This is a genomic window from Mesorhizobium bavaricum, assembly GCF_056781655.1.
Genome location: NZ_CM165566.1, coordinates 1910421 through 1931243 on the forward strand (window position 1 = coordinate 1910421; position 20823 = coordinate 1931243).

Consider the following 20823-nt stretch of genomic DNA (forward strand, 5'->3'; position numbering starts at 1 on the left):
GCTATTGCGGCAGCGATGCGACCTCTTCGTCCCACTTTTTCAGCAGGCGCTTGCGCTCTTCGCTCGATCCATACTTTTTGAAGTCGTAGTCGATCAGTTTTATGGCAGCTAGGTCAGGCGCCTTGTCGGAGGTCTTTGCCGCCTTGTTCGACGGAACCTGGAACGACCCCGCGTCCTGCGCCGTAGACTGGACGTCGGCCTCGAGCGCCCAGTCGTAGAATTTTTTCGCGGCTTCGATGTTGCGGGCGCCTTTGATGATCGATTCCGAGCCGATCTCGTAGCCGGTTCCCTCGCAAGGGGTGACCGGAACGATCGGGAAGCCGGCAACGACCTGCGACACGGCGTCGTGGATGAAGACGATGCCGATCGTGGTCTCGCCAAGCCCGGCGGCCTTGATCGGCGCCGAACCCGACTTGGTGTACTGGTTGACGTTCTTGTGCAGGGCTTTCATGTACTCGAAACCCTTCTCCTCGCCGAACAGCTGCACGATCGTGGCAAGCATGTTGTAGGCGGTCCCTGAGGAATTCGGGTTGGCGACCTGGATCTGCCCCTTGTACTCCGGCTTGATCAGATCGGCCCAGCATTTCGGCTCGGGCAGATTGTTCTTTGCCAGCAGATCCTTGTTATAGCCGAAGCCCAGCGCGCCGGAATATATGCCGACCGTTCGGTGGCCGGATGTTTCCGCCTGCTTGATCGCCCAGGGCTGCAACTGGTCGAGCAGGGGAGACTTGTACTCCTCGGTCAGGCCCTCTTCGGCCGCCTGCAGATGCGGGTCGCCGGTGCCGCCCCACCAAATGTCACCCTTGGGATTGGCGGCCTCGGCGCGTAGCTGCGCATAGATTTCGCCAGCGCTCTTGCGGGTCATATCCACGGTAATGCCGGTCTTTTCCTCGAAGGCCCGCGCCGTCTGCTGGCACCAGACCTCGTCAACGCCGCAATACATAGTCAGGCTTTCAGCGGACGCCGATGACGACACGGCCCACATTCCGGCGGCAAGGATGCCGGCGCCAAGAATTGCCCTTCTTGTCATTTTGAATACCTCCCTAAGTTATTTGCCGACTTATGAAACCTAGATAGGCGCAAAATACAAGTTGTAAGGTCGCTCGGGAATTTTGTTCCCAAAGGCCTGGCGAATTTGATGCATTTGACTGGTTGTTGTCATGCGGTATCCCTTCCCCGCGTGGCGCTGCCCCGGGGTCTGTACCTTTGCACGGACACCGGCTGTTAAAAAAACTGCAAGCCGCCATTGACTCGACAGTCAACCAACGGGCCACGCAATAGACGGGCGAGATCATTGCACGGGACAGCCGCCGCGCCTGAACACAAGGACGCGGTCGCGTCGTTCATGACCGTTCAGGCGAACACATGCGCCTTTCCCGATACGGTCAGCCGGACGATCTCGCCGACCGCCGGCGCGTCCATGCCGGATTTGCGCAGGACCAGCGGCGTGTTGCCGATCGCGGCCGCGTCGGGCGGATCGGCGCTGTTCAGAAGCCGCACCGCGATCGTGCACATCGCGCCGGCGAATTCCGATTCCGTCACTTCGCCGAACAGCATGTCAGGGGTGCCCGACATGCCTTCGCGCGATGTTCTCTTCAGGGCAATCTGCTCGGGCCGCAACATGATGCGGGCAACATCGCGTCGCTCATTTGTGTCGACGGCGATGCGGCCAAGCGGCGAGTTTGCGAAACCATCGGATATCTTTGCCGGCAGGATGATGGCGTCGCCGAGGAACTCCGCGATCATCCTGTCCTTCGGCTTGAGATAGAGGTCGCGCGGCGTGCCCACCTGCGAGAACTTGCCGTCGCGCATCACCGCGACCTGGCTGGCGAAGGACAGCGCTTCGGCCTGGTCGTGCGTCACCAGGATGGTGGTGATGCCAGCCGCCTCCAGAAGCTCGGCCACGGCCTTGCGCATCGATGCGCGCAGGCCGGTATCCAAGGCCGAGAACGGCTCGTCCAGAAGCATCAGCCGTGGCTTCATCGCCATGGCGCGGGCCAGCGCCACGCGCTGCTGCTGGCCGCCGGAGAGCTCGTGCGGGCGGCGTTTGAGGATCGCCTTGTCGAGCCCGACAATGTAGGCGAGTTCGACGATGCGCTCGGAGCGCTTGTCCTCGCCGCGGCCCATGCCGAAACCGATATTGTCGCCGATGGTCAGATGCGGGAACAGGGCGCCGTCCTGCGCCACCACGCCGATGCCGCGACGATGTGCAGGCACCGCACTGCCGTCCATGGCCAGCACTGCGCCGTCGAGCGCGATGCGGCCCTGGTCCGGAGCCTCGAACCCGGCGATCAGCCGCAGCAAGGTCGTCTTGCCGCAACCGGACGGGCCGACGATCGCCGTGCGGCTGCCGCTGGTGACGTTCAGATCGACGCCGGCAAGTGCGGCCACTGGGCCGTAATGCTTGTGCAGGCCGCTGATTTCGAGAAAGCTCATCGTCCGGCCATCCGTTTCGACTGGACATAGAGCAGCCAGGTCAGGGGTAGCGACATCGCCACCATGATGAAGGCGTAAGGTGCCGCCGAGGCATAATCAATCTCGCCGCTGTAGGACCAGAACGCCATCGCCAGGGTGCGGGTGCCGTTCGGCGCCAGCATCTGGGTGGCGGTCAGTTCGTTCATGATGCCGAGCGCCACCAGCGCCATGCCGGCTGCGGCACCGGGCGCCGACAGGCGGATCGTCGTCGACCACAGCGCCTGCAGCGGCGGTCGCCCGAGGCTGGAGGCAGCGCGTTCGAGTTCGACCGGCGCCTGCGCGATCGATGCGCGCAGGCTGACCAGCGCGCGAGGCAGGAACATCAGCGCATAAGCCACCAGGATGGTGAAGAGGGTCTGATAGAGGGGCAAGGCGATGCGCACGGTGATGGTGACCAGCGCCAGCGCGATGACGACCCCCGGCAACGAGCCGACGATGTAGTTGCAGCCCTCCAGCAGGCGCTGCAAGGGTCCGGGCGCGCGGATCGAGATCCAGGCCATCGGCATGGCGGCGACAGTGGCGAGCAGGGCGCCGGCAATCGCCAGGAACAGCGTCTGGCCGAGCGCCAGGCCGATCTCGTCGAACCGCCAGACAGCGGTGCCGCCGGCGGCGAGCCAGCCGCCGATGGTGACGAAAGGCACGCCAAGCGCCAGCAGCGTGGTGGCGACGAACAAGAGCAGGCATGGAATGGTGGCGCGTCCGAGGCTCGCACGCTGCTGGTACCGTGCGGCGCCGGAGCCGACACGGGCATAGCGCTCCTCGCCGCGCACGAGCACTTCGAGGCCCAGAAGCACGAAACAGCAGCTCACCAGCACGCCGGCCAGCATGTTGGCCGCCGGCCCGTTGAAGGTCGACTGGAACTGATCGACGATCGCCGTAGTGAAGGTGTCGAAGCGAATGAAGACATAGAGGCCATATTCGGCCAGCAGATGCAGCCCGACCAGCAGCGAGCCGCCGCAGATGGCAAGCCGCAATTGCGGCAGCACGACGCGCCAGAACACGCGCCAGGGCCCAAGGCCGAGTGCTGCCGCGGCGTCCTCGAGGGCGGGATCGAGACGGCGCAATGCCGCCGACACCGGCAGATAGAGGAACGGGAAATAGGCGATGACGGAAACCAGCACGCCGGCCCACAGGCCGTGCAGCCTGGGCACCATGGTGATCCAGGCATAGCTGTGCACGAAAGCCGGGATGGCGAGCGGCGCCACGCACAGCCAGGCCCAGAGCCTGGCGCCAGGTAGGTCGCTGCGCTCGGTCAGCCAGGCCAACGTGACCGACAGCACAATGGCAATCGGCACGGCCAGCAAGACCAGCAAGACAGTGTTGACCAGAAGCTCGCCGACACGCGGCCGAAAGACCAGCGCCGCGACGGTTTCCCAGCCGGTCTGCACCGCGATCCAGATGATGAAGGCAAGCGGCAGCAGCGCCAGCAGCGAAACGAAGATGGCGGCGACAACCAGCCAGGGTGCCGCGCGTCGCCGAGCCCTTCGGCCTGTGCCCACAGGCAGGCCCGAGCGCGCGAGATCGACCGCAGACTGCATCAGATCAGACGCCGTGCCGTGGCCGTCCAGCGGCAGCAATTGAAGGACCGCAATTGCGGTCGGGAACACAGCGTGTCGTCATCGACGAATGCCATCTCGAAAAACAAAATCACTCCCGCGGAAAGTGAGTTCCCGCGGGAGCGTGGTCGGTTGTCCTTTTAGGACGAATGGCAACTAAAGCAAGCCGGCTGCGGTCATCAGGTCGGTGACCTTCTTGGAGTTCAGCGTCGTGGCATCGACCTTCGGCGCCTGCAGATCGGCGAGCGGCACGAGCTTCGGATTTGACTCGGCACCCTTGCCGACCGCGTATTCGAAGGAATCGCCGGCCTTCAAGACCTCCTGGCCGCCCTTGCCGGTCACCCACTTCAGGAACGCCTGGGCTTCCTTAGGATGCTTGCTGGAGGCCAGCACGCCACCGCCGGAGATCGAAACGAACGCGCCCGGATCCTGGTTCTTGAAGTAGTGCAGTTCGACATTCCCGCTGTTTTCGCCGGTCTTGGCCTGATCGCCGAAATAGTAATAGTGGTAGATCACGCCGCCTTCGATCTCGCCGGCATTGACCGCCTTCATCACCGTGCTGTTGCCCTTGTAGGCGGTGAAATTCGTCTTCATCGCCTTCAGCCAGTCCGCCGTGGCGGCCTCACCCTTGAGCTGCAGCAGCGCGCTGACGATGGCCTGGAAATCGGCGCCGGACGGCGAGGCGGCCCAACGGCCCTTCCAGCTCGGATCGGCGAGATCGAGCATCGACTTGGGCAGCTGGTCGGCCGTCAACTTGGTCTTGTTGTAGGCAAAGACGGTGCTGCGTGCGGCGACGCCGACCCATTTGCCGCTGGCTGGCTGATAGTCGTTGGGAACTTGCCCCAGCGTGTCGGCGTCGACCGGAGCGAACAGGCCGGCGCTTTCGACCAGCACCATGGCCGGCGAGTTTTCGGTCAGGAACACGTCGGCCGGCGAGGCAGCGCCTTCGGCGACGATCTGGTTGGAGAAGTCGCTGTCGCCGCCATTGCGGACAGTGACCTTGATGCCGGTTTCCTTGGTGAAGCCTTCGGCCCACGCCTTGGTCAGGTTTTCATGCTGAGCGTTGTAGACAATGATGCCATCATCTTCCGCCATCGCCGGGCCGGCGATCAGGCTGATTGCCAGCGCGGTGGCGCCGACGAGGGTGGAAAGAGCGTATTTCATGGCATTGTCCTCGATCTCGGGGGTCTTGCGTCTGTCACGGCTGCACCTATCGATACCTGACAGGGATAGTCAACATTGTCTTGCCGATTTTGATCAACCGCCGGGACGCAAACTTTCGTGATTTGCCGGTAATTTGGCTTGGACATTATTTCGCCGGCCACGTAACAAATCAGCGCCGAGACGCGAAAATCGGGGGAGTAACTCTTGTGACCGGCAAGGATGAGGCCGAGCTTTCCCGGCTGATGCGGGCCGCGATCGCGGGAGATGAAAGAGCCTACGCCGACTTTCTGCACCGGATTGCCGCGCTGGTTCGCGGTTTTGTCAGGCGCAAGATCGTGCAGGGCGGGGTCGATCCCGAGGATGTCGTGCAGGAAACCTTGCTGGCCGTTCATGTGAAACGACATACCTGGCGCCAGGATGCGCCGGTGCTGCCGTGGGTCTATGCGATCGCCCGCTTCAAGCTGATCGACGCGTTCCGGCGGCGCGGACGGCGCATCGAGATCGATGTCGACGACATCGCGGAGACATTCGCCGAGCCGGAAACGGAGACCATCAGCGAACGCGACATCAACCGGGCATTGGACGGCCTGTCGCCGGCACAGCGTTCCGTGGTCTCGGCCGTGTCGGTGGAAGGGCGGTCGATCGGCGAGACGGCGGCAAAGTTCGGCATCAGCGAGACGGCGGTGCGTGTGTCGCTGCATCGGGGGCTCGCCGCCATAGCCAAGCGATTCGGGCAGGGGCGCTTCGGGCGGGAATGACATGAGGACGGACGATCTCATCAAGGCGCTGGACGCCGATGCCCGCAGCAAGGCGATGCCGCTGCAATCGGTCTGGTGGATGGCCGCCGGTGCGGCTGTTGTCATCGCGGCCATCGTTTTCCTGCTGACGATCGGCCCGCGCCCGGACTTCATGGCCGCCGCGCACACGATGCGCTTCCTCTCCAAATTCGTCTTCACAATCGTGCTTGCGGTCAGCGCCTTTGCCCTGATCCGCGCCTTGTCGACACCCGGTGCCCCGACAGGCCAGGCAATGGCTGGGATGATCGCCGCGCCGCTGTTGGTAGCCGTCGCCGTGGTTCTTGAGCTGTTAGCCGTGCCCGAGGCCGACTGGGGCACACGGATGGTCGGCTCCAACATGATGATCTGCATGGGCTTCATTCCGCTGATCGGCATCGGGCCGCTTGCCATCTTCCTGTGGATGCTGCGCTATGGCGCACCGACACGGCCGGTGCTTGCCGGCGCGATCGCGGGCCTGCTAGCCGGCGGGCTGGCGGCGACCTTTTATGCCGCGCACTGCATCGACGATTCGCCGCTTTTCGTCGCCACCTGGTACACGATAGCAATCGCGGTTCTCGCGATGCTTGGCGCGCTCGGTGGGCGGTTTTTCGTGCGCTGGTAGCGCCCGCCGCACTCGCCGCCCCATGCACACCGATCCTTAATCATGCCGGCAATTGTTTGTCGGTTAGCGATGGCTCGGGCATGCCGGACGCAACCATTCCTTAAAATCGATCCGCCAAGGTTGTCGCGACAACATGCGTTTGCGCACGGGGGTGGCACGTATCGTGATGTGGCAAGGCTTGACCGGCCGAAAATCTCTTGGGTACGCAGGGTTGGCGGTGCTCGTGGCCGGCCTCTGCGTCGTGACGGCCTCGATCCTGCTGTCGCACCTGGATCTCGGCACCGAGGCGCTGAAACTCTGCCTGCAGGTCGCGGTGGGGGTGGCGGTGGGTGCATTGTTCCTCGCCGTCCTGTTCAACCGCCGGGTCAGCGAGGATCGCCGGCAGATCGCGGAGAGCGAACAACGCTTCCGCCGCGCCATGGAGGATTCGGCGATCGGTATCGTCGTTGTCGGCCTCGACGGGCGCATTCTCGAGACCAATCCGGCCTTCGCCGCCATGCTTGGCTACAGCCGGGAAGAGGTCGAGGCGCTGACCTTCTTCCAGATCACGCATCCCGACGATGTCCAGATCGGCCTGGAAACGATGGGCGCTCTGAAAGCGGGCACGGTCAATTCCTTCCACTTCGAGAAGCGCTACCTCAGGAAGGACGGCACCCCGATCTGGGCCCATCTCGCCGGTTCCGTGATTCGTGACGAAAACAGCGGCCATCCGCTCTATCTCGTCTCGCAGATCGAGAACATCGACGCGCGCAAGCAGGCCGAGGTGCGCATTGCCGAAGCGGAAACGCGCTGGAATTTCGCGCTGGCCGGCGCCGGTCAAGGCGTCTGGGACCTCGACATGCGCAAGGGTGGCACGACCTATTCCTCGACCTGGGTCAAGATGCTGGGCTATGCGGACGGCGAACTCGACGGCGACCCCGACCACTGGCTGACGATGATCCATCCCGACGATCGCGAGACCGTCGCCGAGGCGGACCGCGCCCATCTCGACTGCAATACGCCCTACTTCGAAGCCGAATTCAGGATGCGCCACAAGGATGGCCACTGGATGTGGTTCCTCGACCGCGGCAAGGCCATCGAGCGTGACGAGGAGGGGCGGCTGGTCAGGGCCATCGGCAGCCTGACCGACATCACCCGGCGCAAGGAGACCGAAGCACGCCTCACAGTGTCGGCGGCAATGCTGGCCGATGAGAAGGAGCGGCTGAGGGTGACGCTGCAGTCGATCGGCGATGCGGTCATCTGCACCGATGCCGCAAACCGCATCACCTTCATGAACCCGGTCGCCGAAAAGCTGACCGGGGTGGCCGGCGGCGACGCTCTCGGCAAGATGCTTGGCCATGTCTACTGGGCGGTCGACGAGGAGACGGGACACCGGATCGGCGTGACCCGGCCCACGGTCGGCGGCCAGGCGCCCGCCGACCAGAACAGCCGCGCGGTTCTCATCCGGCGCGACGATACGCGCTGCAGCATCCGTCAGGTGGTGTCGCCGATCATCAACGATCGGAACGAATTCTGCGGGCTGGTCATCGTTTTCCAGGACTTTACGGATGCGCGCGCGCTGCAGCGCCAGCTCGCCCATGCCGCCGCGCATGATGCGCTGACCGGCCTTGCCAATCGCTCGAGCTTCATCCGCGCTATGGAGGCACTGCTCGACCAGGCGCGCAAGGACGGCACCTCGGGCAAGGGCAGCGGACATCAGTTCATGTTCATCGACCTCGACCATTTCAAACTGGTCAACGACACCGGCGGCCACGCAGCAGGGGATGCCTTGCTCAAGCGGGTTGCCGAGGCGGTGCGCGGCGTCCTTGGTCCTGAAGACATGGTCGCGCGTCTGGGCGGCGATGAATTCGCGGTGATTCTGAAATCGGGTTCGGCAGCCGGCGCCAAGATCGCGGCGCGCTCCATCATCGATGCGATCGGCGGCCTGGACTTCGCCTGGGATGGGCGTCCTCACGTGATCGGCGCCAGCATCGGGCTGGCTGCGGTCGGCGCCAATTGCGGCGAAGTCGACGAGATCATCGCGAGGGCCGACGCCGCCTGCTATGCGGCCAAGGCGGCCGGCCGCGGATGCGTTTGTGTGGCACCGGACGACAACCGTTCAAGCGGCGGGACCGAGACGCCGCTTGCGGCGGCATCCTGATCCGGTCGATCAGCCCCAAACCTGACTAGCGTGTCGGAACGGGGTGCTCGCCGCGATAGTCGTAGAAACCGCGTCCGGTCTTGCGGCCGAGCCAGCCAGCCTCGACATATTTGACCAGCAGCGGGCAGGGGCGATATTTCGAGTCCGACAGGCCCTCATGCAGGACCTGCATGATCGACAGGCAGGTGTCGAGGCCGATGAAGTCGGCCAGCTGCAGCGGCCCCATCGGATGGTTGGCGCCGAGCCGCATGGCGGTGTCGATGGCATCGACCGAGCCGACACCCTCATAGAGCGTGTAGATCGCCTCGTTGATCATCGGCAGCAGAATGCGGTTGACGATGAAGGCCGGAAAATCCTCGGAAACCGTGATCGTCTTGTCGAGCTGCTTCACATAGGTCTTTGCCGCCTCGAAGGTCTGGTCCTCGGTGGCGATGCCGCGCACCAGCTCGACGAGCTTCATCAGCGGCACCGGGTTCATGAAATGGATGCCGATGAACCGCTCCGGCCGGTCGGTCTGCGCGGCAAGCCGCGTGATCGAGATCGACGAGGTGTTGGTCGCCAGGATCGCTTCGGGATTGAGCTGCGGACAGAGCTGGGCGTAGATCTTGCGCTTGACCGTCTCGTCCTCGGTCGCCGCCTCGATCACCAGATCGGCGCCGGCAAGATCGGCCATCGTCGGCGCGGAAGCGATGCGCGACATCGCCTCGTTGCGCACCTTCTCGTCGAGCTTGCCGGATCCCACCTGACGGGCCATGTTGCCGCTGATGGTGGCGATGCCCTTCTCGATGCGGTCGGGCGATATGTCGTAGATCAGCACCTTGTAGCCCGAAAGCGCGGAGACATGGGCGATGCCGCCGCCCATCTGGCCCGCGCCGATGATGCCGATCGTCTCGATCTTGCTCATTACACCGATCCCGTCAAAAGGCCTTTGCGGCCTGCTTTTTGTGCGGTGCAAACTAAAAGGGCGGGGCGACTTCGTCTACCCCGCCCCTCACTATTTAATACGCTTTGGCAGAAAGCGTCAAAGTGCCTTCTGCAGCTCCGGCAAAATGACGAAGAGATCGCCGACGAGACCGTAGTCGGCGACCTGGAAAATCGGTGCCTCCTCGTCCTTGTTGATGGCGACAATGACCTTCGAATCCTTCATGCCGGCAAGGTGCTGGATGGCGCCGGAGATGCCCACCGCGATGTAGAGATCGGGAGCCACGACCTTGCCAGTCTGGCCAACCTGCCAGTCGTTGGGGGCATAGCCGGCATCGACGGCGGCGCGCGAGGCGCCGACGGCGGCACCGAGCTTGTCGGCGACCGGCAGGATGACCTCCTGGAATTTTTCCGCCGAACCCAGTGCACGGCCACCCGAGATGATGATCTTGGCCGAGGTCAGTTCCGGACGATCGGTGTCGGAGAGCTTGTTCTCGACGAAAGTGGACAGGCCGGGATTGGCGGCCGCCTTCACGGTTTCGACCGCGGCCGAACCGCCCTCGGGCGCCGCCTGGAAGGAGGCGGTGCGCACGGTTATCACCTTCTTGGCATCGGTCGACTGCACCGTCTGGATGGCGTTGCCGGCATAGATCGGGCGCTTGAACGTATCGGGCGACACGATCTCGATGATTTCGGACACCTGCGCGACATCGAGGAGCGCTGCGACGCGCGGCGCGACATTCTTGCCCGACGAAGTCGCCGGCGCGATGATTGTGTCATAGGCGCCCGCCAGCGACACAACGAGTGCCGCCGTCGGTTCGGCGAGGCGCTCGGCAAGCTCGTCGGCCTCGGCCAGCAGCACCTTGCTCACGCCCTTGAGCTTGGCGGCGGCGTCGGCTGCACCCTTGGCGCCCTTGCCGGCAACCAGTACATGCACGTCCGAACCGATCTGCAGGGCCGCGGAAAGCGCCTTGGCGGTCTGGTCGGAAAGCGTCGCGTTGTCGTGTTCAGCAATCAGAAGAATAGCCATTTCTTGTTCCTTTCCCGATCGCTTACAAAACGCCGGCTTCGTTCTTGAGCTTGTCGACCAGTTCGGCGACGCTCTTGACCTTGACGCCTGCCTTGCGGCCGCTCGGCTCCTCGGTCTTGAGCACTTTCAGCCGCGGCTTGACGTCGGCGCCGTAGTCGGCCGGGGTCTTCTCGTCGAGCTGCTTCTTCTTGGCCTTCATGATGTTGGGCAGAGAGGCATAGCGCGGCTGATTGAGGCGAAGGTCGGCGGTCACGATCGCCGGCATCTTCAGTTCCACCGTCTGCAGGCCGCCGTCGACTTCGCGCGTCACCTTGGCCTTGTCACCGTCGATCACCACCTTGGAGGCGAAGGTGCCCTGGGCCCAGCCCAGCAATGCAGCCAGCATCTGGCCGGTCTGGTTGGAGTCGTCGTCGATTGCCTGCTTGCCGAGGATGACGAGGCCGGGCTGTTCGGCGTCGACGACGCCCTTCAGCACCTTGGCGACGCCGAGCGGCTCGGTCTGTTCGTCGGTCTTGACCAGGATGGCGCGGTCGGCGCCCATGGCAAGCGCGGTGCGCAAGGTTTCCTGCGCCTGCTGCGGGCCGATCGAAACGACGATGATCTCTTCGGCCTTGCCGGCCTCCTTCAGCCGGATCGCCTCCTCAACCGCGATCTCGTCGAACGGGTTCATCGCCATCTTGACGTTGGCGAGTTCCACCGCCGAACCATCAGCCTTCACGCGAACCTTGACGTTCGCATCCACAACCCGCTTTACGGGCACAAGGATCTTCATTGCCTGTCACCTCTTCAAGATAATTAGGCGCGCTATAACAGCCTGCGCCCTTTCTGAGTTGTCGAAAGCCGACATTCCGGATGGAAATTCTGGTCTTTGACCGCCTTGGGCTGCGACGGAGACGTTTCCGTAGTTGCGACGACCCTGCACGTCAATACGCCGCAAGCCGCTCAAATCGGTTCAGTCGGAACTGGAAGCGGTTCCTCGCCCCCAGCGCGGCGGCGCGGCGGATGGGTCGGGCGTAACCGTGTCGGCGGCAACGGGCGGCTGTTCGGGAGGAGCGGCAACGGCAGCATCGTCGTCAGCGCCGGCAAACAGCGGCACGCCGCGGCTGCGCAAGACGAGCACCAGTACGGCGCCGGCAATGATGCCGCCAATGTGGCAGGCCCAGGAAATCTGGTCTTCGCCGCCGGCGGCAAACATCACCACCTGGAACAGCACCCACAGGATGAGCGGAATGAAGGCCGGAATGCGCAGCGGGATGCGGGCAAAGGCGAGCACCCACACTTTTACCCTGGGATAGAGAATCAGATAGGCGACGACCACGCCGGCGATGGCGCCGGAGGCGCCGATCAGCGGCACCTGCGAATCCCAGGCGACGAGGCCCTGGAAGGCGGCTCCGGCGACCGCGCACAACAGGTAGAAGATGAGGTAGCGGACGTGGCCGAGGGCGTCCTCGACATTGTCACCGAACACCCACAGGAACAGCATGTTGCCGCCGAGGTGGAAGATGTCGGCATGCAGGAAGGAGTAGGTGAGGTAGCTCAGGCTTTCGGGAACGACGACAAAGCGAGGATCGAGCTCGGCGGTGTCATGGACGACGGCCGGGATGAAGCCGAGGCCGAGCACGGCGGCATTGGTGAAGTTCTCGCCGCCGAGCGTGGTGGCGCAGTAGACCAGGGCGTTGACCACGATCAGCCCGATCGTCACATATTGCAGGCGGATGTGCCGCAGCCTGTTGGTGTCGTAAAGCGGGATGAACATCGGTCCCTGGCCCCCTCGCGCTTTCGGACAGTTCAGCGGTTCTTGCCGGGAACCCATAGCACGTCGGCATTTCCGTTGTCATTGACCGCCCGGGCGGCGACAAACAGGAAATCCGAGACCCGGTTGATGTATTTCAGCCCGTCGCGGTTGACGTGTTCGCTCGGGTCCTGGGCCAGGGCCACCATCAGCCGTTCGGCCCGCCGCGCCACGGTGCGGGCGAGATGCAGGGCGGCCGCCGCCGGCGTGCCGCCGTTCAGCACGAAGGATCTGAGCGGCTGAAGGTCCTTGTTGAGCAGGTCGATATCCTTTTCGATCCGGTCGGTCTGGGTGGCGATGATGCGGAGTGGCTCATAGCCGAGCGGTTTGCCGTCATCGGGCACGGCGAGGTCGGCGCCGAGGTCGAAGAGATCGTTCTGGATGCGGGAAAGCATGGCGTCGATCGCCGGGTGGGTGGCTGCGGTGTGGACCCGGGCGATGCCGATGCAGGCATTGGCTTCGTCGACCGTGCCATAGGCGTCGACCCGCAGATCGGATTTCAGCCGCCGTTCGCCGGTGCCGAGACCCGTGGTGCCATCATCGCCGGTGCGGGTGTAGATCTTGTTGAGCTTGACCACGTCGCCTCCCCAGCCGCCGATATCCTCACTTGCGGGTGAAATACACCGCCAGCAGGATCAGCACCAGCGCCACGGCCTGCAGCAGGACACGCGCCTGCATCAGCTTGTTCGAGGTGACGCCGGAACCACCACGCATCATGTTGACGAGACCGCGAACGAGCACGATCACCACGGCGACCATGACCAGAACGGCGAGGATGTTGAAGACGGTTGCCATGGTGTGTTCCCAGTTCGGTTCGTTCAGGCGCGTTTGGCAAGGAAGCGGTAGAGCATCGATGCGGGCAGGATGCGTTTGAGCACCGCACCGATCCTGGCCGGCACTGTTACCACATAGTGCGGGCGCGGGCGCCGCGACAGAAGTGCATGGCGAAGCGCCGCATGAACCACTTCCGGGCCAGGTTTCAGCCGCGATTGGCTGCCGCCGGCCCGCAGCCTTTCCAGTTGCGCCTGATAGTCGAGGCGGTGGACCGAGTTCTCGTGATCGATGTTCTTCAGGAACCAGGGAAGCGCATTGCTGGCGATTTTCGACGTTACCGGCCCCGGCTCGATCAGCGAGACATGGATGCCGCTGCCCCTGAGTTCCTGATGCAGGCACAGCATCAGGCCTTCCAGCGCGTGTTTCGAGGCTGAATAGGCGCCGCGAAAGCGCACCGGCGCGAGACCAAGGATCGACGAGCAGTGGACGATGCGGCCATGGCCCTGGCGGCGCATCACCGGTACCAGCCGGCGGGTGAGATCATGCCAGCCAAAGAAATTCGCCTCGAACTGCGCCTTGAGCGCTGCCACCGGCAGATCCTCGACGGCGCCGGGTTGAGCGTAAGCGCCATTGTTGAACAAGGCGTCGAGCCGGCCGCCGGTGCGGTCGAGTACTTCCGTCACCAGGGCGGCGATGGAGTCTGGTTCGCTATAGTCGAGGTAGAAAGCCTCGATGCCGTCAGCCTCGAGTGCGGCGATGTCGGCGGGTTTTCGCGCCGTCGCGAACACCCGCCAGCCTTCGGCCTTCAACGCTCGCGCACAATAGGCGCCTATTCCCGAAGATGCGCCGGTGACGATGATCGAGCGCAACTCTTCCGCTGGAGAATTCATGGTTTGACGAAGGGTTGCCATTTGCCGCATTCCCTTCCCATATTCGCGGCGTCGAGACAATCGAAGGGAGCGCGGGTTCTTGCTGCGGAATATTGTCGCCCTGCGCCGCGTGCTCTACGACGCACTTGGCCATTTCAACACCGATGACGGTTGGGCGATGGCCAGCCATCTGGCGATCACGTCGCTGATGGCGCTGTTTCCTTTCCTGATCTTCGCCACGACGCTGGCGAGCTTCCTCGGCGCCCAGGCCTTTGCCGACACGGCCGTGCATCTGGTCTTCGACACCTGGCCCGAACAGATCGCCAAGCCGATCGCGCGCGAAGTGCTCAATGTGCTGACCGTCAGGCGTACCGACCTGTTGACCTACGGCGTGCTGCTTGCCGCCTACTTTGCCTCGAATGGCATCGAGGCGCTGCGCACCTCGCTCAACCGCGCCTATCGCGTCTCGGAGACGCGCGGCATCGTCTACCGCCGGGTGCAGAGCATCATCTTCGTGCTGATCGCGACGGCCGGTTTCCTGGCGATCAGCGTGCTCCTGGTGTTCGCGCCGCTGCTGGCGCGGCTGGCCGAAGCCCATATCGAAGGGATCAAGCCCTATATGGGCACGATCACGCTATGGCGTTATGTCATCGCTTCGGCGGTCATCGTCGGCGGATTGTTTGCCGTGCATTTCTGGCTGCCGGCGGGCAAGCGCCGCTTCGTCTCACTGGTGCCGGGCATCATCTTCACGCTGGCGGCATGGCTTATCGGTTCGACCATCTTCGCCACCTATCTCGATCACTTCTCGTCTTATGTGACGACCTATGCCGGCCTGGCCTCGATCATGATCGCGGTGGTCTTCCTCTACATGGTCTCGGCGATCTTCATCCTCGGCGGCGAGCTCAATGCCGCGATCAGCCGTTACCTGGAGGCACGCGCACGGGTCGGTTGAGATTGGTCGGCTGAGATTTGGTCGACCGAGCCGTTGCCAGGCCAACGCCGAATGTCGTTATCGCCATGCCGACAATCTGCAGCGCATTGAGTTGCTCGTCGAACAAGGCCCAGGCGATGACGGCCGTCACCGCGGGCACCAGGTAGAACAGCGAGGCCACTTTCGACATCTCGCCGTCACGGATCATCACCATTAGCAGGAAGATGGCGCCGAGCGACAGCACCAGCACCAGCCAGGCCATGGCGAAGATCAGCTCGCCGTTGATGACGACCATATGCGTCTCGAAGGCGAGCGCGGCGAGGATCATCAAAGCGGCGCCGCCGACATATTGCCACATGGTCGCCGCGACGAGGTCGCCGCCGGAAGCGAAACGCTTCTGCCAGATGGTGCCGGCGCTCATGCCGAGCACCGAGACCAGCGACGCGGTCAGCGTCGCCGCCGTCACGCCGCCGCCGAGCGCTCCGAGCTTCGGCCACAGCACGATGACGATGCCAATGAGACCGATGCCAAGGCCGGCCCAGTGGCGCGGCAAGATCGCCTCGCCGAGAAACTTGCCGGCAAGCACGGCGGTGATCAGCGGCTGCAGGCCGACGATCAGCGCTGAAAAGCCGGCCGGCATGCCGCGGTGGATGGCCCAGAAGACGGCGCCGAGATAGACGCCATGCATCAGGATGCCGGCGCCGGTGGCGTGCAGCGCTTCAGTGCGGGTGGCTCTTTTCGAACCCAGCACGAGCATCAGGACGGCGAGAAGGATGGCGGCCAGGACGAAACGCGCGGCAAGAAAGGTAAACGGCTCCGCCCATGGCATGGCGTAGCGCGCGCCGATGAAGCCGGTCGCCCACAGGACGACGAAGGTGGCGGGAATGAACCGCTTGATGCCGTGCATGTTCGGGAGACCGCCGCGCTTGAGAGAATTGACCGTGGCGATGCTCTAATGCGGTTCAAGCCGGCGCGCAAAACGAAACGATTGATCCATGCATCACCGGAATTCAACGCATGGCGAATTCGGCATGCGGTTTCCCTGACCCCGCCGGGGTCATAGCCCGACCATCCGCCTGACGTCGTCCGGCGATCCGCCGGAATTGCGCAAGACGGCAAGGCCGGTGTCGCCGAGGCTCTTCGACAGCTTTCGTCCGTCCGGCCCAAGGATGAGGCGATGATGGAAATAGGCCGGCTGCGGCAGTCCGAGGAGGTCCTGCAGCAGGCGCTGGACGCCGGTGGCGGAAAACAGATCCTGGCCGCGCACGATATGGCTGGCGCCTTGCAGCGCATCGTCGATGACGACGGCGAGGTGGTAGCTGGTCGGGATATCGCGGCGCGCCACGATCACGTCGCCCCAATCCTGCGGACGGGCTTCGACGGCGCGCGTCGCAAGGAACGTCTCATCGACGAATTCGGCCCATGACAGATCCTTGCCGACACGCGCCCTGGCGGCATCGATATCCAGCCGCCAGGCGAAAGGCGCATTCTCGGCGATCCTCCGCTTGCGTTCCTTCACCGCCAGCGACTTGTCGGCGGCGGGGTAAAGCGGCACGCCGTCGGGGTCGCGCGGCCAGTCGCGTCCGCGCTCTTCGCTGTCGGTGATGAAGGCCCGGATCTCGCCACGGCTCATGAAGGCGGGATAGACGAGCTCTTCCTCGATCAGCCGCTCGAGCACCGCCTGATACTCGGCAAAGTGCTCGGACTGGCGGCGCACCGGTTGTTCCCAGCCAAGTCCCAGCCATTTCAGATCGGCAAACACGCCGGCCTCGAATTGCGGCGTGCAGCGCGTCGTGTCGATATCCTCGATGCGTAGCAGCAGGCGGCCGCCGGTGGCGTCAGCCAATTTCTGATTGAGAAGCGCCGAATAGGCGTGGCCGAGATGCAGGTCGCCATTGGGGCTGGGGGCGAAGCGGAATGTCAGGAGTGTCATCTCTCAGGCGGCAATCCTGTTTTGCGACGCTGCGCCAATTGCTACCTTGTCGAGGGTCAAGGAACAAGAAAAGCATGCAACGTATCGCCACATCAGACGACATTGCCCGGGGGCTCGATGCTCTTTGCGTGATCGACCCGCGCCTGGAGAAGGTGCGCGGCATGGCCGGCGAGGTGCCGCTGCGTCTCTCCGAGCCGGGGTTTCGAAGCCTGGCCTCGATCATCGTCTCGCAGCAAGTGTCCCGCGCCAGCGCCGACGCGATCTTCGGCCGGCTGACCAAATTGGTCGATCCGCTGACGCCGCAGGCGATCCTCACCTCCGGCGAAGACATGTTTCGCGAGGCCGGCCTGTCGCGGCCGAAGCAGCGTGGGCTCATTGCCATTGCCCAGGCGGTGTCCGACGGCCTCGACCTCCATCACCTCTGTTCGCTCGATGCCCAGGAGGCGATTGCGGCGATGACGGCGGTGGCCGGGATCGGCCCGTGGACGGCGGAAGTGTATCTTTTGTTTGCCGCCGGCCACCCCGATATTTTTCCGGCCCGCGATGTCGCCTTGCAGAGCGCGGTCGGCCACGCGCTCGGCATTGAGCCGCGTCCGCCGGAGAAAATTCTGATCGCATTGGCCGAATCATGGAGCCCGTGGCGAGGTGTCGCATCGCGGCTTTTCTGGTCCTATTATCGCGAAACCCGGGGGCGCGACGCCGCGCCACCAGCCTGAATTCGCAAAAAAGCATAAAAATCATGCTTTTTTGGCGTTTCAGCGACGCGACAATCCGCTTCACATCCCTGTCATGTCGGGCTTACAGTATCCGCGCCGATCGGTTCGAGAACTAGGAGGTAAACGAGGTGACGGTTGCCGTATCTCCGGATGGGCTTCCAGCGCTGGTGCTGAATGCGGATTACCGTCCGCTCAGCTATTACCCCTTGTCGCTCTGGTCCTGGCAGGACGCCATCAAGGCGGTGTTCCTCGACCGGGTGAACATCGTCGCCGAATACGAGCACGCGGTGTCCTCGCCGACGTTCTCGATGAAGCTGCCGAGCGTCGTCAGCCTGAAGGCCTATGTGAAGCCGTCCAGGCATCCGGCCTTCACCCGCTTCAACGTCTTCCTGCGCGACCGCTTCCAGTGCCAGTATTGCGGCACGCCGGAGGATCTGACCTTCGATCACGTCATCCCCCGCCATCGCGGTGGCGCGACGACGTGGGAGAATGTCGTTGCCGCCTGTTCGCCCTGCAACCTCAGGAAGGGCGGCATGATGCCGGCGCATGCCAAGATGTGGCCGCTGCAGAAACCTTTCCAACCGACTGTGCACGACTTGCACAACAACGGCCGCCTGTTCCCGCCCAACCATCTGCATGAAAGCTGGATGGATTATCTGTACTGGGATGTCGAACTCGAACCTTGAGATCGACCGAGAATTCGGGAGGCTGGCCGTCTGGAGCAATTGTCTGCGCTTCCGATGCTCACGGACCAGATGTCCGCTCCGCTTCGGTTCTCGACAATCACTCCATCCGACTCAGCCTGCCGAATTCTTGAACGATCTCGCGTCGGCGCAAACGGTGGCTCAGTCGCGGGTGAGAGCGCCACGGAAGGCGACGGCGGCCAGGACGAGGCTGGCGATGGCGTTCCAGCCGGCCAGCGACAGGCCGAGGATGCGCAGCGCCGCCTTGTCGCAGGACGGCGGCACGAATTTGTCGAGAGCGTCGAGCACGCCCTTGCCGCCGGTGTCGACCGGCCCGGCACCCGCGGTGCAATCGGTCGGGCCGGCCCACCACTGCCATTCGACGCCGGAGTGATAGACGCCGAGATAGAGGCCATAGAGCATCAGCAGACCGCCGGCGGCCAGCAGGCCGCGCGTCAGCCATGCCGGTGCGTGCAGCGTGGATGCAATCACCGCCAGCAGCATCAGCGGCACGCCGATATAGTAGGGCGTGCGCTGCTCAAGACAGAGGTGGCAGGGGATGTAGCCGCCGAGATACTGGAAGCCGAGCGCCGAGCCGACGGTGGCCGCCATGGCGACGGCGAGAAACAGGGCCGTGCGCGTCCGCTGGCGTCCGGTGTCGGCATTCATGGTCGCTGTCATGGGTTTTCGTCCGTTGAGTTCGCCGCCGGCCCTTTGTCCTTGTCGTTGTGCCAAAACCGCTGGGCACTTTTGGACGACAGGGACTAGAACGCGTATTTGACGAGGATATAGAGCAAAATCAGGGCAGCCGCCGCAGCGCTGGCGATCAGGCCAAGGCGCTTTTCGATGAACTCGCGGATCGGCTCGCCATAGCGGCGCAACAGCCATGCCAGGAACAGAAAACGGCCGCCGCGCGCTACGATCGCCAGCACGATGAACAGCAGCAAATTGACGCCGATGACGCCTGACAGGATGGTCACCACCTTGATCGGCGGCAGATGGGCAGCGCCGGAGGTGATTAGCATGAGGATGATGAAGCCGACGCCCGCGCCTGCGCGCAGTGCCTCGAACTCGTCATACTTGCCGTAGAATTCGAGAATCGGCCTCGCCACCGCGTCATAGGCGTAGTGGCCGATGAACCAGCCGGCGATGCCGCCCAGCACCGAGGCGGCGGTGGCGATCAGCGCATAGCGGTAGGCGCGATCCGGCCGCGACAGCGCCATGGGCAGATAGAGCACGTCGGCCGGTACCAGAAACACCGAGCTTTCGACGAAAGCGATGAAGGCCAGCCACCATTCGGCGGATTTCCTTGCCGCCAGCGACAAGGTCCATTCGTACAATCCGCGAAGCATCGGCACTCCTAATGCGTGTCGCCCAAAAGTGCGCAGCGGTTTCGGGACAGTGGCATCTGCAAGACAAAGACCCAAAGCGCGCGCCATCCATTCTGTCAGACGCGCCGCGCTTTGATGCGCCGCCTGTCTAGAAAGATTTTCCGCGCTGCACAATGGCAGCGCCGTCGCGAAATCGAAAGGTGAAGTTTGGTCGCATCCGGGCCGTCGACAATTGGCCAGTTGACGAACAGGCCTCCGACCGTATAGTCCGCGCCCATCCAGGCCTCCCGGCCTGAGCCCCTATGGCGGAATTGGTAGACGCGCTCGACTCAAAATCGAGTTCCGCAAGGAGTGCTGGTTCGATTCCGGCTAGGGGCACCATCCCATTTTTCAGGCACTGAGTTTGTTCAGTTTTTCGCCTGTCTTTGCCCCAATTTCTTCAACCCCCCAAGCGGTGGATTCCCTTGAAATCAGCGTGGACCGCTGGCTGGCCTATTGCGCCCTCGGTTTCTTGGCTTGTGCGGCAATGGCGCAGAGGAAAGCCAATGCGGCAGCGTCGCATGCCGTCCGCGACGGTCCTTTGGCGAAAAGCACGGCGTCCGCAATTGGGATCGTTAGGCCGTACTTTTTGGCGAAAGAGGTAATTTCGTATGGCTGATCGTCAGATGGATGGCGGATGTCGAATTCCAAATCCATGTCTGCTTCCTCCCAGTTGCAACCCTTCCACTCCTTAGCTCGATGCAAAATTAAACTACCGACGCATCGCGCGAGTCCAGCAATTGGAAATTGTGTAAAACGATACACTTTCCACAGCACAACCATCTCGTTGGTTTCGACGATGCCGGCTTTGCCGTCGACAAGCGTGGACCGTTCGCTGGCCACGTTTCCGATTCAGGACAGCAGACGGCAGAAATGTGCGCGGGCGAGGCTTTCATCAAGGGGAATGGCCGGTGCGGTTTCGGGGGTCTGAGTACGCGAGGCAAAAACGGTGCTTGGCTCTCCGAGCCGGAAACCCTTATCCCTGATCGATGAAAAGCCCGCCACGGGAGCGACCTGCGGCGGGCCTTTGGAGCGGCTACATCCCTAAGGAATCGACCACTTGTAGTTATA

22 protein-coding genes and 1 tRNA gene are annotated in these 20823 nt (G+C 63.4%); 7 read left to right on the plus strand and 16 right to left on the minus strand.

All coding sequences use genetic code 11. From position 1 onward, the window contains the following. Position 1: 1 nt before the first annotated feature. The 4 genes from AC1RZR_RS09350 to AC1RZR_RS09365 form a co-directional block, all read right to left on the minus strand. Entirely contained in the window at positions 2–1030 is a 1029-nt protein-coding gene (locus AC1RZR_RS09350) for an ABC transporter substrate-binding protein (RefSeq protein WP_477269687.1), read from the minus strand. Between the two features lie 323 nt (positions 1031–1353). Continuing rightward, entirely contained in the window at positions 1354–2436 is a 1083-nt protein-coding gene (locus AC1RZR_RS09355) for an ABC transporter ATP-binding protein (protein WP_481828328.1), read from the minus strand. Further along, positions 2433–4013: an ABC transporter permease gene (locus AC1RZR_RS09360; RefSeq protein ID WP_477269870.1), complete on the minus strand. Its 1581-nt coding sequence runs from the start codon at positions 4011–4013 to the stop codon at positions 2433–2435. Before AC1RZR_RS09360 ends, AC1RZR_RS09355 begins: the two co-directional genes overlap by 4 nt. 174 nt (positions 4014–4187) lie before the next feature. Next, a complete protein-coding gene (locus tag AC1RZR_RS09365) occupies positions 4188–5195 on the minus strand; it encodes an iron ABC transporter substrate-binding protein (protein ID WP_481828329.1) in 1008 nt (335 codons plus the stop codon). A 206-nt stretch (positions 5196–5401) separates the two neighbouring features. Between AC1RZR_RS09365 and AC1RZR_RS09370 the strand changes: the two genes are divergently transcribed. The 3 genes from AC1RZR_RS09370 to AC1RZR_RS09380 all read left to right on the plus strand — a co-directional run bounded on the left by AC1RZR_RS09370 (position 5402) and on the right by AC1RZR_RS09380 (position 8733). Beyond that, entirely contained in the window at positions 5402–5953 is a 552-nt protein-coding gene (locus tag AC1RZR_RS09370) for a sigma-70 family RNA polymerase sigma factor (protein WP_481829046.1), read from the plus strand. Between the two features lies 1 nt (position 5954). Continuing rightward, positions 5955–6593, plus strand: a complete 639-nt coding sequence (locus AC1RZR_RS09375) for an NrsF family protein (RefSeq protein WP_481828330.1) — start codon at positions 5955–5957, stop codon at positions 6591–6593. A 217-nt stretch (positions 6594–6810) separates the two neighbouring features. Further along, positions 6811–8733: a PAS domain S-box protein gene (locus AC1RZR_RS09380; RefSeq protein ID WP_481829047.1), complete on the plus strand. Its 1923-nt coding sequence runs from the start codon at positions 6811–6813 to the stop codon at positions 8731–8733. 25 nt (positions 8734–8758) lie between these two features. Here AC1RZR_RS09380 and AC1RZR_RS09385 read toward each other — a convergent pair whose 3' ends face one another. The 7 genes from AC1RZR_RS09385 to AC1RZR_RS09415 all read right to left on the minus strand — a co-directional run bounded on the left by AC1RZR_RS09385 (position 8759) and on the right by AC1RZR_RS09415 (position 14161). Further along, positions 8759–9637, minus strand: coding sequence for a 3-hydroxybutyryl-CoA dehydrogenase (locus tag AC1RZR_RS09385; RefSeq protein WP_481828331.1), 879 nt, complete (start codon positions 9635–9637; stop codon positions 8759–8761). A gap of 117 nt (positions 9638–9754) precedes the next feature. After that, complete coding sequence (locus AC1RZR_RS09390; protein ID WP_477269696.1) at positions 9755–10684, minus strand: electron transfer flavoprotein subunit alpha/FixB family protein; 930 nt, start codon at positions 10682–10684, stop codon at positions 9755–9757. Between the two features lie 22 nt (positions 10685–10706). Next, positions 10707–11456 carry an electron transfer flavoprotein subunit beta/FixA family protein gene (locus AC1RZR_RS09395; RefSeq protein WP_477269698.1) on the minus strand — a complete coding sequence of 250 codons (750 nt, stop codon included), beginning with the start codon at positions 11454–11456 and terminating at the stop codon, positions 10707–10709. Between the two features lie 180 nt (positions 11457–11636). Continuing rightward, positions 11637–12440, minus strand: a complete 804-nt coding sequence (locus tag AC1RZR_RS09400) for a rhomboid family intramembrane serine protease (protein WP_477269699.1) — start codon at positions 12438–12440, stop codon at positions 11637–11639. Positions 12441–12472: 32 nt separating this feature from the next. Further along, positions 12473–13054, minus strand: coding sequence for a cob(I)yrinic acid a,c-diamide adenosyltransferase (locus AC1RZR_RS09405; protein WP_477269701.1), 582 nt, complete (start codon positions 13052–13054; stop codon positions 12473–12475). A gap of 25 nt (positions 13055–13079) precedes the next feature. Further along, the gene (locus AC1RZR_RS09410) at positions 13080–13271 is read right to left on the minus strand and encodes a twin transmembrane helix small protein (RefSeq protein ID WP_477269703.1); all 192 of its coding nucleotides are present in this window, start codon (positions 13269–13271) and stop codon (positions 13080–13082) included. Between the two features lie 23 nt (positions 13272–13294). Then, positions 13295–14161, minus strand: a complete 867-nt coding sequence (locus AC1RZR_RS09415; protein ID WP_481828332.1) for an SDR family oxidoreductase — start codon at positions 14159–14161, stop codon at positions 13295–13297. A gap of 58 nt (positions 14162–14219) precedes the next feature. Between AC1RZR_RS09415 and AC1RZR_RS09420 the strand changes: the two genes are divergently transcribed. Beyond that, positions 14220–15071: a YihY/virulence factor BrkB family protein gene (locus AC1RZR_RS09420; protein ID WP_477269708.1), complete on the plus strand. Its 852-nt coding sequence runs from the start codon at positions 14220–14222 to the stop codon at positions 15069–15071. Here AC1RZR_RS09420 and AC1RZR_RS09425 read toward each other — a convergent pair. After that, entirely contained in the window at positions 15034–15957 is a 924-nt protein-coding gene (locus AC1RZR_RS09425; protein ID WP_481828333.1) for a DMT family transporter, read from the minus strand. The genes AC1RZR_RS09420 and AC1RZR_RS09425 overlap by 38 nt on opposite strands. Before the next feature lie 150 nt (positions 15958–16107). Then, positions 16108–16983 (minus strand): tRNA glutamyl-Q(34) synthetase GluQRS, encoded by an 876-nt coding sequence (gene gluQRS / locus AC1RZR_RS09430; protein WP_481828334.1) that lies wholly within the window; start codon positions 16981–16983, stop codon positions 16108–16110. A 74-nt stretch (positions 16984–17057) separates the two neighbouring features. On the opposite strand from gluQRS, the gene AC1RZR_RS09435 reads away from it, so the two are divergent. Beyond that, complete coding sequence (locus tag AC1RZR_RS09435; protein ID WP_481828335.1) at positions 17058–17699, plus strand: DNA-3-methyladenine glycosylase family protein; 642 nt, start codon at positions 17058–17060, stop codon at positions 17697–17699. A 128-nt stretch (positions 17700–17827) separates the two neighbouring features. After that, positions 17828–18385 carry an HNH endonuclease gene (locus AC1RZR_RS09440; RefSeq protein WP_006328497.1) on the plus strand — a complete coding sequence of 186 codons (558 nt, stop codon included), beginning with the start codon at positions 17828–17830 and terminating at the stop codon, positions 18383–18385. A 159-nt stretch (positions 18386–18544) separates the two neighbouring features. On the opposite strand, the gene AC1RZR_RS09445 is transcribed toward AC1RZR_RS09440, so the two are convergent. Both AC1RZR_RS09445 and AC1RZR_RS09450 read right to left on the minus strand, forming a co-directional pair. Continuing rightward, positions 18545–19063 carry a disulfide bond formation protein B gene (locus AC1RZR_RS09445; RefSeq protein WP_481828336.1) on the minus strand — a complete coding sequence of 173 codons (519 nt, stop codon included), beginning with the start codon at positions 19061–19063 and terminating at the stop codon, positions 18545–18547. An 83-nt stretch (positions 19064–19146) separates the two neighbouring features. After that, the gene (locus tag AC1RZR_RS09450) at positions 19147–19734 is read right to left on the minus strand and encodes a YqaA family protein (RefSeq protein WP_481828337.1); all 588 of its coding nucleotides are present in this window, start codon (positions 19732–19734) and stop codon (positions 19147–19149) included. A gap of 275 nt (positions 19735–20009) precedes the next feature. Between AC1RZR_RS09450 and AC1RZR_RS09455 the strand changes: the two genes are divergently transcribed. After that, positions 20010–20094: transfer RNA gene (locus AC1RZR_RS09455), tRNA-Leu, on the plus strand. A gap of 111 nt (positions 20095–20205) precedes the next feature. On the opposite strand, the gene AC1RZR_RS09460 is transcribed toward AC1RZR_RS09455, so the two are convergent. Continuing rightward, positions 20206–20595: a hypothetical protein gene (locus AC1RZR_RS09460; protein ID WP_481828338.1), complete on the minus strand. Its 390-nt coding sequence runs from the start codon at positions 20593–20595 to the stop codon at positions 20206–20208. Positions 20596–20823 lie beyond the last annotated feature (228 nt).

Excerpts from the sequence above, each read along its gene's own strand:
- AC1RZR_RS09375 (WP_481828330.1), top strand. The coding sequence starts at position 5,955 with ATGAGGACGGACGATCTCATCAAGGCGCTGGACGCCGATGCCCGCAGC.
- AC1RZR_RS09360 (WP_477269870.1), bottom strand. The coding sequence starts at position 4,013 with ATGCAGTCTGCGGTCGATCTCGCGCGCTCGGGCCTGCCTGTGGGCACA.
- AC1RZR_RS09365 (WP_481828329.1), bottom strand. The coding sequence starts at position 5,195 with ATGAAATACGCTCTTTCCACCCTCGTCGGCGCCACCGCGCTGGCAATC.
- AC1RZR_RS09395 (WP_477269698.1), bottom strand. The coding sequence starts at position 11,456 with ATGAAGATCCTTGTGCCCGTAAAGCGGGTTGTGGATGCGAACGTCAAG.
- AC1RZR_RS09410 (WP_477269703.1), bottom strand. The coding sequence starts at position 13,271 with ATGGCAACCGTCTTCAACATCCTCGCCGTTCTGGTCATGGTCGCCGTG.
- AC1RZR_RS09350 (WP_477269687.1), bottom strand. The coding sequence starts at position 1,030 with ATGACAAGAAGGGCAATTCTTGGCGCCGGCATCCTTGCCGCCGGAATG.
- AC1RZR_RS09425 (WP_481828333.1), bottom strand. The coding sequence starts at position 15,957 with ATGCACGGCATCAAGCGGTTCATTCCCGCCACCTTCGTCGTCCTGTGG.
- AC1RZR_RS09385 (WP_481828331.1), bottom strand. The coding sequence starts at position 9,637 with ATGAGCAAGATCGAGACGATCGGCATCATCGGCGCGGGCCAGATGGGC.
- AC1RZR_RS09445 (WP_481828336.1), bottom strand. The coding sequence starts at position 19,063 with ATGACAGCGACCATGAATGCCGACACCGGACGCCAGCGGACGCGCACG.
- AC1RZR_RS09400 (WP_477269699.1), bottom strand. The coding sequence starts at position 12,440 with ATGTTCATCCCGCTTTACGACACCAACAGGCTGCGGCACATCCGCCTG.
- AC1RZR_RS09435 (WP_481828335.1), top strand. The coding sequence starts at position 17,058 with ATGCAACGTATCGCCACATCAGACGACATTGCCCGGGGGCTCGATGCT.
- gluQRS (WP_481828334.1), bottom strand. The coding sequence starts at position 16,983 with ATGACACTCCTGACATTCCGCTTCGCCCCCAGCCCCAATGGCGACCTG.
- AC1RZR_RS09355 (WP_481828328.1), bottom strand. The coding sequence starts at position 2,436 with ATGAGCTTTCTCGAAATCAGCGGCCTGCACAAGCATTACGGCCCAGTG.
- AC1RZR_RS09415 (WP_481828332.1), bottom strand. The coding sequence starts at position 14,161 with ATGGCAACCCTTCGTCAAACCATGAATTCTCCAGCGGAAGAGTTGCGC.
- AC1RZR_RS09450 (WP_481828337.1), bottom strand. The coding sequence starts at position 19,734 with ATGCTTCGCGGATTGTACGAATGGACCTTGTCGCTGGCGGCAAGGAAA.
- AC1RZR_RS09390 (WP_477269696.1), bottom strand. The coding sequence starts at position 10,684 with ATGGCTATTCTTCTGATTGCTGAACACGACAACGCGACGCTTTCCGAC.